Annotated in this window: 14 protein-coding genes; 4 read left to right on the forward strand and 10 right to left on the reverse strand. The window is 58.5% G+C overall.

Annotated elements, in window-relative coordinates; all coding sequences use genetic code 11:
* Positions 1 to 10 precede the first annotated feature (10 nt).
* Entirely contained in the window at positions 11 to 1411 is a 1401-nt protein-coding gene (locus B0G80_RS40325) for a M20 family metallopeptidase (protein ID WP_116123136.1), read from the reverse strand.
* Here B0G80_RS40325 and B0G80_RS40330 point away from each other — a divergent pair.
* Positions 1392 to 2453, forward strand: coding sequence for a LysR family transcriptional regulator (locus tag B0G80_RS40330; protein WP_258879181.1), 1062 nt, complete (start codon positions 1392 to 1394; stop codon positions 2451 to 2453). The genes B0G80_RS40325 and B0G80_RS40330 overlap by 20 nt on opposite strands.
* A gap of 32 nt (positions 2454 to 2485) precedes the next feature.
* Here the strand turns inward: B0G80_RS40330 and B0G80_RS40335 are convergent, their stop codons facing one another.
* The 3 genes from B0G80_RS40335 to B0G80_RS40345 form a co-directional block, all read right to left on the reverse strand.
* On the reverse strand, positions 2486 to 2959 hold the full coding sequence (locus tag B0G80_RS40335; RefSeq protein WP_116123137.1) for a hypothetical protein: 474 nt from the start codon (positions 2957 to 2959) through the stop codon (positions 2486 to 2488).
* A 583-nt stretch (positions 2960 to 3542) separates the two neighbouring features.
* Positions 3543 to 5120, reverse strand: a complete 1578-nt coding sequence (locus B0G80_RS40340) for a methyl-accepting chemotaxis protein (RefSeq protein WP_116123138.1) — start codon at positions 5118 to 5120, stop codon at positions 3543 to 3545.
* Between the two features lie 280 nt (positions 5121 to 5400).
* Positions 5401 to 5910: an Lrp/AsnC family transcriptional regulator gene (locus B0G80_RS40345; protein ID WP_116123139.1), complete on the reverse strand. Its 510-nt coding sequence runs from the start codon at positions 5908 to 5910 to the stop codon at positions 5401 to 5403.
* 159 nt (positions 5911 to 6069) lie between these two features.
* Between B0G80_RS40345 and B0G80_RS40350 the strand changes: the two genes are divergently transcribed.
* Complete coding sequence (locus tag B0G80_RS40350; protein ID WP_116123140.1) at positions 6070 to 7086, forward strand: 1-aminocyclopropane-1-carboxylate deaminase; 1017 nt, start codon at positions 6070 to 6072, stop codon at positions 7084 to 7086.
* A gap of 284 nt (positions 7087 to 7370) precedes the next feature.
* Here B0G80_RS40350 and B0G80_RS46265 read toward each other — a convergent pair whose 3' ends face one another.
* The 4 genes from B0G80_RS46265 to B0G80_RS40375 form a co-directional block, all read right to left on the reverse strand.
* Positions 7371 to 7772, reverse strand: coding sequence for a hypothetical protein (locus B0G80_RS46265; protein WP_181920167.1), 402 nt, complete (start codon positions 7770 to 7772; stop codon positions 7371 to 7373).
* 294 nt (positions 7773 to 8066) lie between these two features.
* A complete protein-coding gene (locus B0G80_RS40360; RefSeq protein WP_116123141.1) occupies positions 8067 to 9377 on the reverse strand; it encodes an SUMF1/EgtB/PvdO family nonheme iron enzyme in 1311 nt (436 codons plus the stop codon).
* A gap of 129 nt (positions 9378 to 9506) precedes the next feature.
* A complete protein-coding gene (locus B0G80_RS40365) occupies positions 9507 to 10310 on the reverse strand; it encodes a helix-turn-helix domain-containing protein (RefSeq protein ID WP_408969185.1) in 804 nt (267 codons plus the stop codon).
* 255 nt (positions 10311 to 10565) lie between these two features.
* A complete protein-coding gene (locus tag B0G80_RS40375; protein WP_116123144.1) occupies positions 10566 to 11033 on the reverse strand; it encodes a universal stress protein in 468 nt (155 codons plus the stop codon).
* Between the two features lie 290 nt (positions 11034 to 11323).
* Between B0G80_RS40375 and B0G80_RS40380 the strand changes: the two genes are divergently transcribed.
* Positions 11324 to 12013, forward strand: coding sequence for a FadR/GntR family transcriptional regulator (locus B0G80_RS40380; RefSeq protein WP_116123145.1), 690 nt, complete (start codon positions 11324 to 11326; stop codon positions 12011 to 12013).
* A gap of 188 nt (positions 12014 to 12201) precedes the next feature.
* Here the strand turns inward: B0G80_RS40380 and B0G80_RS40385 are convergent, their stop codons facing one another.
* Positions 12202 to 12795: an acyl-homoserine-lactone synthase gene (locus B0G80_RS40385; RefSeq protein WP_116123146.1), complete on the reverse strand. Its 594-nt coding sequence runs from the start codon at positions 12793 to 12795 to the stop codon at positions 12202 to 12204.
* Positions 12796 to 12947: 152 nt separating this feature from the next.
* Here B0G80_RS40385 and B0G80_RS40390 point away from each other — a divergent pair, with 152 nt between their 5' ends.
* The gene (locus B0G80_RS40390; RefSeq protein WP_106276804.1) at positions 12948 to 13265 is read left to right on the forward strand and encodes a hypothetical protein; all 318 of its coding nucleotides are present in this window, start codon (positions 12948 to 12950) and stop codon (positions 13263 to 13265) included.
* Here B0G80_RS40390 and B0G80_RS40395 read toward each other — a convergent pair.
* Complete coding sequence (locus tag B0G80_RS40395) at positions 13249 to 13953, reverse strand: LuxR family transcriptional regulator (RefSeq protein ID WP_116123147.1); 705 nt, start codon at positions 13951 to 13953, stop codon at positions 13249 to 13251. The two genes, B0G80_RS40390 and B0G80_RS40395, sit on opposite strands and share 17 nt — an antisense overlap.
* Between the last annotated feature and the right edge of the window lie 467 nt (positions 13954 to 14420).

Consider the following 14420-nt stretch of genomic DNA (forward strand, 5'->3'; position numbering starts at 1 on the left):
TCGTTTACTGTCATGACCTCCGGGCAAGAATGTCGGCACCGTCTTCGCCGAGGTCCCAAAACAAACCAGCCATCATTTGCAGTGCTTCTCGGGCGACGCTGCCGAGCAAGTGTTCATTGGGGGCGTGCTGGCAGCAAGCGCCATACGAATGGGGAATCCAGAGCGTTGGTAAGCCGAGAACATCGGCAAACGCGCTGTTGGGTATTGAGCCGCCGAGGTTAGGTAGCAGGTCCACCTTCTTGCCGGTCGTTGCTTGAATCGACTCGAGCGCCCAGTCGACCCACGCGTCATCCGGAGATAGACGCGTGGCGGCCATGCGATCGCCGACTTCGACGGACACGCAGTTGAAGCCGTGTTCGTCCAGGTGGCGACGTAAGATGGCCTCGAAATCGTCGCACTGCGTGCCGACCACATATCGAAGCTGGCAATGGGCGCGTGCGGTGGGCGGGATGGCTCCCACGGGATTGGTTGGATTGCCAGTCGTGAAAGCCAGCACTTCAAGCGTATTCCAACCATAAACTCGTTCGGACGGGCTCAGTGTGATTTCTCCCCAGTCCGTATCGACGACGGGATCACCCGGGCCGCCGCCCACGGCAATGTCGCGCAACGAAGTGCGCACCGCCTCCGGTATACACTGCGGACGCAACGCATCGACCAGTATCCTGCCGCGTGCATCCACCAACGCGGACAGCGCGTTAGCGAGCACGGTTCCCGGATTGCGCAGCAAACCACCCCAGTTGCCTGAGTGATGCGCACCCTCGCGCAGTTGCAGCGAGAGCGTGAAGTTAACAAGGCCGCGCGAGCCCAGAAAAATGCACGGCCGGTCCGCCTGGGCCCTGGGGCCATCCGACGCGATGAGTAGATCAGACGCGAGCGCGTCACGGTAGCGCTCGCAAAACTGGTCCAGTCCCGGCGAGCCGGTTTCCTCACCGGTCTCCATCAGCAGCTTGACGTTGAAGCCGAGTTTCTCGCCGCGTGCCTGCAAAACCGTCTCAAGCGCGGCCAGGTTGATCGAATGCTGTCCTTTGTTGTCCGCAGTGCCGCGGCCGTACCAACGATCGCCTTTCACCGTCACGCGCCACGGCGAAAGTCCTGGCTCCCATTGATCATCCTGGCCTCTGACTACGTCCGCGTGTCCGTAGAGCAAGACTGTAGGCAGCGACGGATCCTCGATACGGCTGCCAAGTAACATCGGACCGCCGCCTTCGACGGGATTGGCGAGCACCACGCCGCTGAATCCGAGCGGTTCGATACGCGGCAGTATCTCAGCGCGCAAATATTCATGGAGAACAGGCATTCCCGAGGCGCATTGACTTTCGGTGCGCATGCGAACCCGGCGATCCAGATCTGCGAGAAATCTTCCGGAATCGAAGCAGGAGGCGGCGTTGCCGATGCATTTACTGCGTGTCATGATGGACCTCCGTTTCTCGACTCTAGACTTCCGATTGACGAGAGCAGCGTACGAAGACAAAACTTGCATCGCAATTGACTTATTTGCAGGGTCCCGTTTCTTAATTTTCAAATGCGCCACCACCATCATGCTCAGTACACCGATGCGCTACTTTCTATCCGTCGCCAACACGCGTTCGCTTGCGGAAGCATCCGAGCAGATGCATGTCACCATTTCCGCTCTCAGCCGTCAGATCGCAAGGCTCGAGGAGGAGGTCGGGAGCAAGCTGTTCGACAGGCAGCCGCGCGGAATGGTGCTTAATCCGGCGGGGCGGTTGCTTGCGAACTACGTGCGCCGAACTTTGCTGGAAGAGAAGCAGGTGCTGGACGAAATCCATGCGCTTTATACGTTCGATCGAAGCGTAATCAAGATCGCCGTGTCGGAAGCATTCGCGCGCGACGTGGTGCCACGGACTATCGCGTCATTTTCCGAGCAGTCTCCCGGAACGCGTTTCGAGGTCTCGGTGGTCGCACCGAAAGAAGTGACCGTACTTGTCGGCAGTGGGAAAGTGGACCTCGGCCTCACTTTCAGCGTTAGCAGGGACGAGGATATCGTCGTCCTGCATTCCAGACAGGCGCCTATCTACGCGCTCATGCCGCGCTCTCATGCCCTCGCTGACATGGCGCGGGTTTCCCTTGTCGACCTTCATTCATTTCCGATTGCATTGCCGGACCAGGACACCACGATCCGGCAGATTTTCGAAATGACATCGATTCTGGAAGGGTTGAGATTCGATCCGATATTGACCTGCAACAATACCGGCATGCTGTACGTATTTACCCAACTGGCCGGCGCCGTTTCGCTAACGAGCCTCCTGACCGTTAAAGCTCGCCTTGAAATGGACGGACTGATCGCGATTCCAGTCGATCATCCGGCCATGCAACTGCGCAGTGTCCAGTTGCAATCTCTACGCGGAAGATTCCTGTCGGGCGCGCTCGAAACGTTCAGTACGATGCTCGTCGAGGAGCTTGAAAACGCTTCGGGCGGAACAGTCGGGGCTTAGCAACGAACTTGCTGTTAATACGTCTAATGTGGTCAATAACCGGTTGCCACATTGCACTTTACGACTTCGCGGAGAACAGCAAAGACTCGTTCGATCCCGAACCGAATAGCCGACGCCTCGTCCGTATCTATTCGATAACGCGTGTGCAAGACAGGCTGCCCATAAATACCGCCGAGCCAATCCAGCTCTTCCGGCGCACTGGACCATAGCAACAGTTTTACTGCTCGTGATAACGGCCGCATCGATTTGGCGGCGTCTCCTGTCACCGTGGCCACGGCGGATGTCTGGTGCTCGCTGTATTTACTCCATTCTCGATGCAGATGTGCAGGCTCGGGAATTCGCAGCAGCGAGACTTGAGGCACTGCGGAGAAACGCTTCGCCAGCGCCTGAGCAGCCGGAGTCGGAATGCTCTGGTCAACGACGATGCACAGTTGCGTAAATTCCGATGCCCGTAGTATCCAATCCCAATTCACGCTCGACATATCATGCGAATTGAGGCTACCCATTGCACCCTCCGGAAAGGCTAAGCTAGTTTTAAAACGCCTGGCAAGCTAGAGGCGATTAACAATGGGCCGATCAGTAGACTTGCGTTCATCGCCGCGTAGCGCTCCCCACGCTTTGCGAACACTGGACTTCGCCCGCAAGGTACGCATTCAGCCGCATTAGGGATGAATTGATGCAGGGCCGAAAGCAAGTAGGTAGCGAGGGAAGCATCTAAGACTCATGGTTCGAATTCTCGACATGTCGATGACTTTTGCTCGGCAGCTTAAAAGGGAAGATAGTTGCTGTACGCGGCATCTCTGAACCAAAGTGTAAAGAACTTTTCGAGAAATCTCATTGCGAAGAAAATACTAAAAATTAACTTTATGACATATCGCCAAGTCGGCAATGTACGAAAATTTTGTGTAAGTGAATATCCGCACAATAAAAAGATGCACAACTCGGCTGAACCGACGCCGCTCGTGTACCTGACCAACGGTGTCGATCGAGAGACTCTCCGCCAGTTCCGGAAGAAGGGGGCGATCCCGAATGTATCGCTCGCCGTTCAGGCGAAATCACAGTGCACTCGAAACGGTCGTCGCATTCCGCTCAACCCAGCGACGTGGCAACATCTGCGCTGCTGAGCTTGAAGATCGAGACGACCTGAACGAGTTCGTGTGCCTGGTTGCGCAGGCTATTGGCCGCGGCGGCCATTTCTTCTACGAGAGCCGCGTTTTGCTGAGTGGCCTCGTCCATCTGGGTGACCGCTTCGCCGATCTGCGCCACGCCCAGGGATTGTTCGTTGCTCGCGGCATCTATTTCACCCATGGTGGCGGTGACGCGGCGAATGGAGCGGACGACTTCAGTCATGGTGAGACCGGCTTGTTCGACCTGGGCCGAGCCTTGGGCTACGCGCTCCACGCTTGCGCTGATGAGCTTTTTGATTTCCTTGGCCGCGTCGGCCGAACGCGCGGCCAGACTGCGTACTTCATTGGCCACTACCGCGAAGCCGCGGCCCTGTTCACCGGCACGGGCGGATTCCACCGCAGCGTTCAAAGCGAGGATGTTGGTCTGAAAGGCGATGCCGTCGATGACGCCAATGATGTCGGAGATTTTGCTGGAACTGTCGTTGATACCTTTCATGGTATCGACGACCTGATTGACGACTTGGCCGCACTGAATAGCGACTTCAGATGTGTTCATGGCCAACTGGTTTGCCTGGCGGGCATTGTCAGCGTTTTGGCGCACGGTGGAACTGAGCTGCTCCATGGCGGCGGCGGTTTCTTCCAGGGCGCTGGCCTGGCTTTCAGTGCGGGCGCTGAGATCGTCGTTGCCCTGGGCAATTTCGGCACTGGCGGTGGCCACGGTTTCTGAGCCGGAACGGACGTTGGAGACAACTCGCACGAGGCTGGTTTGCATGTCTCTGAGGCTGTTGAGCAACTGACCGACTTCGTCGGCACCGCTATTATCGATACGGGCGGTCAAATCGCCTTCGGCGACCTGGCGGGCCACCCCGGTGGCTCTTACCAGTGGCCTGGTGATACTGCCGGAGATCAGCCACGCACAAACCATGCTCAGCAGCAGGCTAACCACTCCAAGAGCGATCATCAGCGTGCGGCTGAATTCGTAGTTGGCCTGGATCCGCGTGGCCACCCTGTCAATTTCATCGCGCTGCTGCTTCACTAACGCGTCGACCTTCGCCACAAAGAGCCTGGCGGCCGGAATAAACTGTTGCTCCAGCAATTGGTTCGCCTCCTCGGCTTTGCCTGCCTTTTTCAGCGCATAGATCTGGTCGCGCGTGGCGAGAAAAATTTTACGTTGTTCACCAATCGCGGCAAACAATGTCTTTTCCTCTTCAGAGGTCATCAAGACTTCTATCGAATTTTGCAACGCGCCTGAAACCTTGGACGAAGCCTTTGCTTCTTCCACGAAGTAACTGGCAAGGCCAGGGTCGGTGCTCTTGGCAATCGCGGTGGTGCGGGTGACGGCGGTATTGATATTGCGCGACCAGTCGTTGACAAGCCGTTCGGTCCGTATTGGATTGGCAACTAGATCGCGGGTTGCTCGCGCCACGGACGACAGGCGCGCAAGCCCTATGACAATGCTGATCATCGACATGATCAACACCAGAACAAAGCCCGCGCCCAGTCGCCTGGCGATGGGCAAATTGGAAATAAATGTTGGCATAATCAGTTTGCTCAGTAACTAAATAGTCAGATAGCCGCCGAAAATGCCGACTGCCGCTGTTCGTTCCTTAAGGTATACGGCTGCAAACGTCGAACGCTGAAGTGCTCATTCGATAACATGCGTGACATGGAGGTAGGGATAACCTATAGGGCAGCTGCCGTGAGTAGCCCGAATTTTTGGTAATGGATGCTTTGAGGGCCGCCCATCGAGCTTGGTCCGCAGCATCGCGATCCGGCGCGGTGTTGACCGCTTCCGATACACGATGAACGTTTGCTGTACGCTAGATGGGGAAACTGGTTGTCGATAGGATTTCCTTCAAGACCATGAAGGTCCTGACCTGCCGGACACCGGGCAAGTACAACAACTGTTCGGCGTGCAGGCGGTTAAAGCTCTCGCTGTCGCGCGTGCGTACCAGCATGAAGCAATCGAACTCACCCGTCACAATGTGACACTCCATGCATCCCGAAACCTTCTGCGCGGCTTTTTCGAATGCGGCGAAGGACTCAGGCGTGGAGCGATCCAGCACTACGCCGATGATGATCATCATGCCTGCGTTAAGCTTCTTTGGCTCCAGCAACGCCACGATTCCCCGAATCAGACCTGCTTGTTTAAGCCGTTCCACGCGGCGTAAGCACGCTGGCGCGCTCAGGTTCACCTTGGCCGCAAGCGCAACATTTGAAACGGATGCGTCGCGCTGAAGCAGCTTGAGGATTGCGCGGTCGACGCGGTCCAATTCAACGCCCGGATGATCGCTCACACGCGCGTCAGTACGAACTTTTGTTGCGTTCATAGCTATTTCTCCACACAGTAATTACGTTAGCTAGACATTCATTTGGTGAGAATTAAGCAAACAACAATATATTCGCAACCCAAATTCCGGCAAAGTTTTTTACCATACTTCTCATCGACGCAAGCTATGCGACGACTTGGTTGATCACCGGAGCGATACATGAACCTAAGGAAATTTCCTCGCCACGCGCTCACATTCGGGCCGACGCCGATCCAGCCGCTCGCACGGCTGTCAGAACATCTTGGCGGCAAGGTCGAGCTCTATGCCAAGCGCGAAGACTGCAACAGCGGCCTCGCATTCGGGGGTAATAAAACGCGCAAGCTCGAATACCTGATTCCGGAAGCGATCGCACAAGGCTGCGACACGCTGGTTTCTATCGGCGGGATTCAGTCGAACCAGACGCGTCAGGTCGCAGCCGTTGCCGCTCACTTGGGCATGAAGTGCGTGCTGGTGCAGGAGAACTGGGTGAACTACTCGGACGCCGTGTATGACCGCGTTGGCAATATCCAGATGTCGCGCATCATGGGCGCCGATGTACGCCTGGTTGCGGATGGTTTCGACATCGGCTTCCGCAAGAGCTGGGAAGACGCGCTGGAAAGCGTGCGCCAGGCCGGCGGCAAGCCTTACGCGATTCCGGCAGGTTGTTCCGACCATCCGCTAGGTGGCCTGGGCTTCGTGGGGTTTGCGGAAGAAGTGCGCCAGCAGGAGGCGGAGCTTGGTTTCAAGTTCGACTACGTAGTGGTCTGTTCGGTCACGGGCAGCACGCAGGCCGGCATGGTCGTGGGTTTTGCGGCGGACGGACGCGCGGATCGCGTGATTGGTATAGATGCATCGGCGAAGCCTGAAAAAACCCGTGAGCAGATTCACCGGATCGCGCGGCACACGGCCGAACAAGTAGAACTGGGACGTGACATTACGTCGAACGATATCGTGCTAGACGAAAGGTATGGCGGTCCCGAATACGGCTTGCCTAACGAAGGCACCCTTGAGGCTATCCGCCTGTGCGCAAAGCTGGAAGGTGTGTTGACCGACCCCGTCTACGAAGGCAAGTCCATGCACGGCATGATCGATAAAGTGAGACGTGGTGAGTTCCCTGAAGGCTCGAAAGTGCTGTATGCGCACCTTGGCGGCGTGCCGGCGTTGAACGCATATAGCTTTCTGTTTCGCGAAGGTTGATGCGAGGAACTACGAAGGTACGCTGGGGCGAACGTTGCTAGGCGGCGGGATTAACCCGCGCAGCCACGGCGTTAGACGCGCCCCCGCGGGGCGGCAGTGTTAATTCGCGCGGCGATCGGCTGGGCTGAAGCACGGAATTGCCCTCGTCAATAAATGTCTATGCGTATCGAACGCTTGTTTGGGACATCTATGTTGAACGCGTAGTTTCAACTCGCGAAGGCCGGTCAGCAAATGAGCAGAAGATCGCCGCCGCGCTGCCGCGTGCGGCTGTATGTTTAGCTAAGCTAAAAGGAGCGAAAGCTGTCGCGCAGGTGGTCGATGTACTGCGTTAAGCGCGATGCGCCGAAGCGCAAATTGCGGATCCCGCCGAACAGTAGTTCTTGTGCGCACATCCAGCGTTGACCGGCAAGCGACGGACCGATTGCAGTCACTAACCCGACCAAAATCGTGCGGCGGGAAAGTTTGTGACCGTAGCACGAAGTTGATGGCTGCGCCGGCACGTTGCGCACCTCACCTGCTATCGACGAGCCACGAAGAGCGCGGCTGAACTCGAGAAACTGCTGCCTGTGATACTTGCCGACACGCCGGACATAACATTCTCGATTTTTGCCGGGAGGCTGCGCGTGCACGAGAGGAGATTGAGCCAGTTGTTTCCGGACATGGCATCGGGGCTGCGCGAGCGACATCTTTTTATGGTTCGGCGGCGCAGATGGGGAAGGCTGCTCAGAATTGGGCGCAGACTGCGTGAGCTCAAGGCGCAATTTGAACGCGACGGGCTCGCGTTAGCCGGCATAACGTGTTCGCGTACAGCCGGATCATGATTCAGAGACGGAGCCGAGAAGAGCGGCTCTTCCTGTGGGTAAAGGAAAAATCTCCCGCTTGAAGTTCTTGAGTTTCACATCAACGGTCAAGCGATAGATGACTTTTCCAGGAATAAAGCAATAGCCGATTCTATGCGTCAGCTATCGCTTCATTCGTCATCACCTCACACACCGAAATCCCGCATACACAAACTGATAATGCGGCTGGAACCAATTCCGAAAAGCCGGCCGTAGCATGCACTGCGCGGTGCGTGCCGAACCGCCTTTGATCACATAGTGCTGGCCGTCGAAAAAGTTGGCCGAATAGCCCAGATAAAACGGAAAAGCTTCGAAGCCAGGCAAGGCATCGAACACCGTCGAGGTCCACTCCCAGCCGTTGCCGAATTGTCCTTCCACGCCGAACGCGCTGACGTTGTCCGGATACTCGTCTACCGGTCGCGGATCCCAGCTGCGAAAATCGAAATTTCCCGACGCGGCGTGCGGCGCGCCCTGTGCCGCACGTTGCCATTGCGCCTCGGTTGGCAATGCTTTGCCTGCCCAGCGTGCGTACGCACTGGCTTCGGCGTGGCTTACATACGCGGGCCAGTCGAGCGGCAGCGGCACCTCGTCGAACATGGTGCGAAATGTCCAACCGCTAGCCTCACCGTCTGCATCGTGCCGAGACCAGCACGCGGGATGCTCGATGCGCTCGGCTTCTTTCCACGCCCAATCCATCTCCGACCACCACTTTGGTTCGCGATAGCCGCCTGCCTCGATGAACTCGCGGAATGCGCCGTTCGTAACCATATGGCGGTCGATTTCAAAGGCGGGCACCTCGACCTGCATTTCGCCGAACTCGTTGTCCCATCCGAAGCGTCCGCCGTCGCGTGGCATGCCGAGTACAGTTGTGCCGGCCGGTATGCTGACCATCGACGACAATGCGTCCCGTGGTTCCCCACGCGTCACGACAGGCTCGCGCAATTCCGTGACCTTCTGCGCAAGCGGTAACTGATGGAGCATGTACGCCAGCGTTTCAGCATGCATCAACCGATGCTCGATCGCCACGTTCAACAATTGCTCCGAGGCGTCGGCTTGGGCACCGTTGCGGTCGAGTTGCGCGGCGTGTGTTAGCGCGTCGAGCTCACGGTCGATCTGTTCGCGCGCACGCGAGCCGTAGCCGCGAACGACGTCGAGCGACGGCCAGTCACTCGGTTGATCGGTCGGAAAACCGCCGTCGACGGGATCGATGCCGAAGGCAAAAAGCTGGTCGAGATGCGGATCGAACGCCGGCAGATCGCACAGGCGCTGATCGAACAGATTACGATCGAAAGCTTCCAGATGGCCGATGTAAAACACGATCCGGTGACGCTCGCGGATCGGCCGTTCATACAGAAACTCAGGTTTCACGATGGAAAACAGTGCGTCAGTCACTTGACGCGCTTCGATCAGCCGCTGCACGAGCGGGTGATGCGGGGCGGGGTCGCGATTCATTCGCCGGGTCTCCTTGCGGGGGACGGACTAAAGACTGTACCCGCTCGCAGGAGCCATGCCAAGACGAAAGCGCGTGAAAAATGAGTGCGCGAGGGACGGCGGCGGCGCGGGCCGTCTCCCGCCGCAAGCCTAGACTTGCTGCAAACCGTCCAGATCGACGATCCGGATGTGCTTGCCCTGTGTGTCGATCAGGCCGCGCTTTTGAAATCTTGACAGGGTGCGGCTCACGGTTTCGAGCGTCATGCCGAGGTAGCTGCCCATGTCCTCGCGTGTCATGCGCAGATTGAATTCCGCCGACGAATAGCCTCGCCGCGCGTTCCGTTCGGAGACGTCGAGCAGGAATGCCGCGACCCGTTCGTCCGCCGAGAGCGAGCCGAGCACCATCATCTGCGCGGCTTCGCGGACGATCTGCTCGCCCAGCAGCTTGTGCATGCGTTCCTGCATCGAACTGATTTCGCGGCACAGCGACTTGAGCGCGGTGTACGGGACGATGCAGACCGTGCTGTCTTCGAGGGCGAGCGCGCTGCAGGCGTGCACGTCGTCGCTGATACCGTCGAGGCCGAGCGCTTCGCCCGCGAGCCGCAAACCGGTGACCTGTTCGCGGCCGTCGCGGTGCGCCATGACGGTTTTCATCGAACCGGAGCGCACGGCGTAGATATTGTCGAAGCGGTCGCCGCTGCGATACAGCGCTTCGCCGCGCTGAACGGAGCGCGCGGAACAGATGAGCGTTTCGAGTTTCATCAGTTCGTCGGGCGACAAACCTTGGGGCATGCAGAGCTGCCGCATGGCGCAACTCGAACAGCGAGCGGCGGAACGCGCGCTTGCCCTTGACGGCGCCGCGCGACGGCTGCCGCGCACCGGCAACGAACTTGCGGCGGAGGCTGCGGGTTCGGCAGTGCCGGCGAAGTGCGTAACAGCGATAGGAGTGAGCATGTTCTGCAGCCAGTGGTGGGGTACCGACAGATTGTCCCATCTGCCGCGTTGCCCGCTTCGCGTCAAAATGACACGTTCGGGCAGTCAGGCGTGTTGAGCAATGTCACACCGGTGTTCGTGAATTTGTTGATGGACTGCTATGAAGGGTGAGCAGGCAAGCCCGGCTCATACCCTGGCAGAAGGAGATTGCTTTGCTGATTGAGCGCGCGCGGTCGATACGAGAGGCAATCGCATTGCGCACCAGCGCGGCGCGAATCAATCCGTGGCGCCGGACTTGCCCGCTGCGGACGGAATGAGCAGCACGGGCAGGCTCGCCTGCCGCACGCAGCGCTCGGCGACGCTGCCGAGAATCAGGCGCTGAAAGCCGCGTCGCCCGTGCGTGCCCATGACCAGCAAGTCGGCGTTGAAGTCGGCGGCGGCCTTGAGCACGACCACGGAAACGTCGTCGATCGTGGATGCCTCGCTCACCACCAGATCGCCTTTCACGCCTTGCTCGATCATGGCCTTGGCGAACTCGGCGCCGAGTTCCTTGCCCTCTTCGACGAGACGATTGCGCAAGACGGACGGGTCGTAACCGGGCGCTTCGAAATACATGGGTGTGTTCTCGACCACATAAAACGGCTGCAAGACCGCGCCGCTGGATTTGGCGAGCGCGAGCGCTGCTTCGAATGCACGGCGGGAGGTGTTGCTGCCGTCGACCGCTACAAGAATGCGTGTGTACATTTCGACTCCGCGTCTGAAGGATCCGGATGCCGCAGCTGTTTTCAAGCGCTGGGCGCAATGACGATCATTGCTGATGCAAGCCTTCATGATCGCCGAAAAACATGCGCTCCACCTGGATGTAAATCAAACTCTTATCAAATTTTTCGTTTGCGCCGGCTGGTTCAGCAAGCGCCGGTGGGCAAGCGTCGACGGGACTTTTGGTCCCATTCGTAGCGCATATCCGCGTCCAAGGCAGAGCGAGGTTTGCCTTACAATTACAGTCTACTCAGACAAGTTGCTTCGGTCCGCTGATGAACGAGCGCAAAACGACGGGCTTGCCCGACAAGATCTACGGCGACATTCTCAACCGCATTGTCGAAGGCGAGTACAAGGAAGGTGAGCGCTTGCCGACCGAGCATGCGCTGGCCGAGCGTTTTGCGACGTCCCGGCCGACGGTGCGCGAAGCTCTGGCGCGCTTGCGGGCGGACGGCATCATCATGACCCGGCACGGATCGGGCACGACGGTGGCGCGCCGGCCGGACCCGGACGTGCGCCGCTTCGCCCCGCTCGAAACGCTGTCCGATATCCGTCGCTGCTATGAGTTTCGCATCGTGACAGAAGCGGGCGCCGCAGAGCATGCGGCGCTCAAAGCCGACGCCGACGACATTGCCGCCATTCAGCACGCTTGGGACCAATTGGAACGGATCGTCGAGACGCAGGGGATCGGCGCGAAAGACGACTTCATGTTCCACCTGGCGGTGGCGCGTGCGTCGAAGAACCCGTTTTTCATCACGGTCATGTCGTTCATCGAGGAGCAGATCCTGTTCAGCATGAACCTGTCGCGCAATCTTTCGCTGGTGAAGACGGTGGCGCGGCAGCGGCTCGTGCAGGACGAGCACAGGGCTGTGCTCGATGCCATTCGCCGCAAAGATGCGCGAGGCGCTGCGAACGCCATGCGGGCGCATCTCGAGAACGCGCTCGAGCGCATGTTCGGTTCCTGATCTGCCGCCCGCTCTCGCCGCGCGCCAGGGCTGCGGCGAGCTGCCGAGCCACCGGGCCAATGCGATCCTAGGGCACCCTGGCGCGGCGTCTAACCGCGACTTACGCGGCAGCGAACCGGCCGCGCGATAAGAGCCAAGCAGCAGGCAGGCAGCAGCCAGGCTGCAACTGAAGCGCAACCAGGCGAGCGCTACGCCGCAACGGCCATCGGTCCGAACAGCGCGGTACGAGTCTTCGGACTCACCGCGATATCGAGCGCCACCGCTCGTTCCACGCCGATCTGCAATGGCGACCCGAGCCGGCTGACGTCGATGCCGGTCTTGCGCAGCAGCCGCTCGATCGGCGTCGTGGTCACGGTGACGTACCGCGTGATGCCCATCTGGTCGGCGAACGTCACCAGTTCGTGGATGGCCTGCATGGTCAAGTCCGCAAAGCCGAAAGATTGCTCCTCGCCGATGGTTTCGATCGCGAACCGGCTCAATTCCCAGATGTGCCGCCCTACCGGCGCCTCTGCGCCATGCAGCAACTGCGGGAAGGTGTCTTTCAGCATATTCGGGCCCTCGGTCGGCATCAGGCGCCAACAGCCGCGCACTTGCCCGTCGTCGGCCTGGATCAGCATGTAGTGCGGCCCGAGCGCGTCATAACCGTCGATCTCCATGCCCGCGATGGTCGGGATTTCCCATCCGAGCCGCCCATGAAACACCCGCGCCCGCAGGCGGTACATCTCGTTGATATCCGCGTTGTCGAATTCCTGACGCATTCCAATCCGGATTGCTGTTTGCATGACGTTCTCCTGAACGTGTTGGGGTACCCAATACGCAAGAAAACTTATGCATTTTGAATGTTTCTGCCACCTACCTACCTGGATAGGTGTGCATGCTTATCGGGTAACGCAAAATTCGAGACAAGCACTGCACTCAACCGACAGGACCGAAAATGGAACTCCTCGAAAATCATTGGCAACCGCAAACCGGCCTTCAAACCCGCCCGGCGGAGCCGTCCACGGCGGTGGACCGGGTTCTGATCATTGCTTACCGCAAAAAGAAAAAAGAAAGCCAACGCCGCTTCTGGGCCCGCTTCGGCGTAACGCAGTCGCGCGGCAGCCGGTTCGAATCGGGTGCTGAAATCCCGGCGCCGGTCTCGATCCTGCTGGGTCTGTATTTCACCAAAACCGTTTCCGACGCCGATCTGGGCCGCGCCGAGCGTGTGCTGTACAGCCGCGACGCCGCCGCCTTGCTCAACCCGGGTCAATAAGCCCGAGTTGCGCTGCGATCACGGCCGCCGCACGCCGCGAATTCACACCGAATTTCGTTCTGATGTTCTTCATGTGGAAGTTCACCACGGCTTCCGAACAGTTCAGGATGTGGGAGATTTCCCAGGTGGATTTGCCGCGTGCGGTCCATTTCAGGCATTCGCGTTCGCGCGGCGTCAGTTTGGGCATTAAAGACTGAGCGTGCGTATTCAAATGCCGCTGACTCGTGTCGATTACCAGGTCGCGCAATAACACCAGATTCGGCAATGCCACGTTGATATGGCGCCAGAATTCATCGTTCGGATTGCTGTCATTGACGAAGCACATCATGCCGGCTTCCTGGTTCGGCCCGTGAATCGGCAATGTCACGCCGGAGCGCAATCCGTGCGAACGGGCTTCCTCGTACATGGAAAGCTGCGCCGCGGTCGTGAAAATGTCCGGCGACCAGATCAGCGGCGTGGCGCGCGTCGCGCAATGCGCGACGGTCGGGTCGATGTGAACCAGTCCCTGCTCGTCATAAGTACGGCGCCACGCGGGCGCGTACGTGCTGCGCACATAAGCGTCTTCCAGGCGAATGGTCGGACGCGGCAGCATGGCGATTAAAAGCCTGTCGAAGCCCCACGTCTCGGCGAGGCCCGCGATTGCACCGAACCATTCCGTTTCGTCGGCGGCGTTCAGTAGCGGTGCCATCTGCTCGATAAAATGTAGCGACAATTTTCACTCTCTCAGGCTCGCAAACATCCCGTTGCGGTTAATTGCGGTACGGCATTCCGTCCGGTGGTTTTTATCTGCACAATCTATCACCAAAATTTATTTCGCAAAGCGAGAAGTGAATTCTAAACAATGCCAGGCACGGCGCTTTGGTGAGAATGCGAATGAACCGCTCTTTGTAACTGATTTCTTTGATCGAATTAACATTCACCGATCGTTTATGTGGGTAATTTTCTCGTAGTAGCCGTTTTGATGCCATTCATTGGCAACATTATTGGAAGCATTCCAATTAGCGGTCGCTGCCAAAATTCCGGTCAAAATCGCACTAATTGCCGATCTTGTATGCCCGCAGGTGGGACGGCTACCGCGAGATAAACGCCACCGCAATAAGCTGTATTGTCATACAAAAGCGACATGACATAGTTTGCAACGTCCGCGCCTCATGC

The sequence above is a fragment of the Paraburkholderia sp. BL6669N2 genome, assembly GCF_003387275.1.
Taxonomy (GTDB): domain Bacteria; phylum Pseudomonadota; class Gammaproteobacteria; order Burkholderiales; family Burkholderiaceae; genus Paraburkholderia.

Bases quoted from the DNA above. Each gene is read 5' to 3' on its own strand.
- B0G80_RS40330 (WP_258879181.1), top strand. From the start codon at position 1,392: ATGCATTTACTGCGTGTCATGATGGACCTCCGTTTCTCGACTCTAGAC.
- B0G80_RS40325 (WP_116123136.1), bottom strand. From the start codon at position 1,411: ATGACACGCAGTAAATGCATCGGCAACGCCGCCTCCTGCTTCGATTCC.
- B0G80_RS40335 (WP_116123137.1), bottom strand. From the start codon at position 2,959: ATGGGTAGCCTCAATTCGCATGATATGTCGAGCGTGAATTGGGATTGG.
- B0G80_RS40340 (WP_116123138.1), bottom strand. From the start codon at position 5,120: ATGCCAACATTTATTTCCAATTTGCCCATCGCCAGGCGACTGGGCGCG.
- B0G80_RS40345 (WP_116123139.1), bottom strand. From the start codon at position 5,910: ATGAACGCAACAAAAGTTCGTACTGACGCGCGTGTGAGCGATCATCCG.
- B0G80_RS40350 (WP_116123140.1), top strand. From the start codon at position 6,070: ATGAACCTAAGGAAATTTCCTCGCCACGCGCTCACATTCGGGCCGACG.
- B0G80_RS46265 (WP_181920167.1), bottom strand. From the start codon at position 7,772: ATGTCGCTCGCGCAGCCCCGATGCCATGTCCGGAAACAACTGGCTCAA.
- B0G80_RS40360 (WP_116123141.1), bottom strand. From the start codon at position 9,377: ATGAATCGCGACCCCGCCCCGCATCACCCGCTCGTGCAGCGGCTGATC.
- B0G80_RS40365 (WP_408969185.1), bottom strand. From the start codon at position 10,310: ATGCTCACTCCTATCGCTGTTACGCACTTCGCCGGCACTGCCGAACCC.
- B0G80_RS40375 (WP_116123144.1), bottom strand. From the start codon at position 11,033: ATGTACACACGCATTCTTGTAGCGGTCGACGGCAGCAACACCTCCCGC.
- B0G80_RS40380 (WP_116123145.1), top strand. From the start codon at position 11,324: ATGAACGAGCGCAAAACGACGGGCTTGCCCGACAAGATCTACGGCGAC.
- B0G80_RS40385 (WP_116123146.1), bottom strand. From the start codon at position 12,795: ATGCAAACAGCAATCCGGATTGGAATGCGTCAGGAATTCGACAACGCG.
- B0G80_RS40390 (WP_106276804.1), top strand. From the start codon at position 12,948: ATGGAACTCCTCGAAAATCATTGGCAACCGCAAACCGGCCTTCAAACC.
- B0G80_RS40395 (WP_116123147.1), bottom strand. From the start codon at position 13,953: ATGGCACCGCTACTGAACGCCGCCGACGAAACGGAATGGTTCGGTGCA.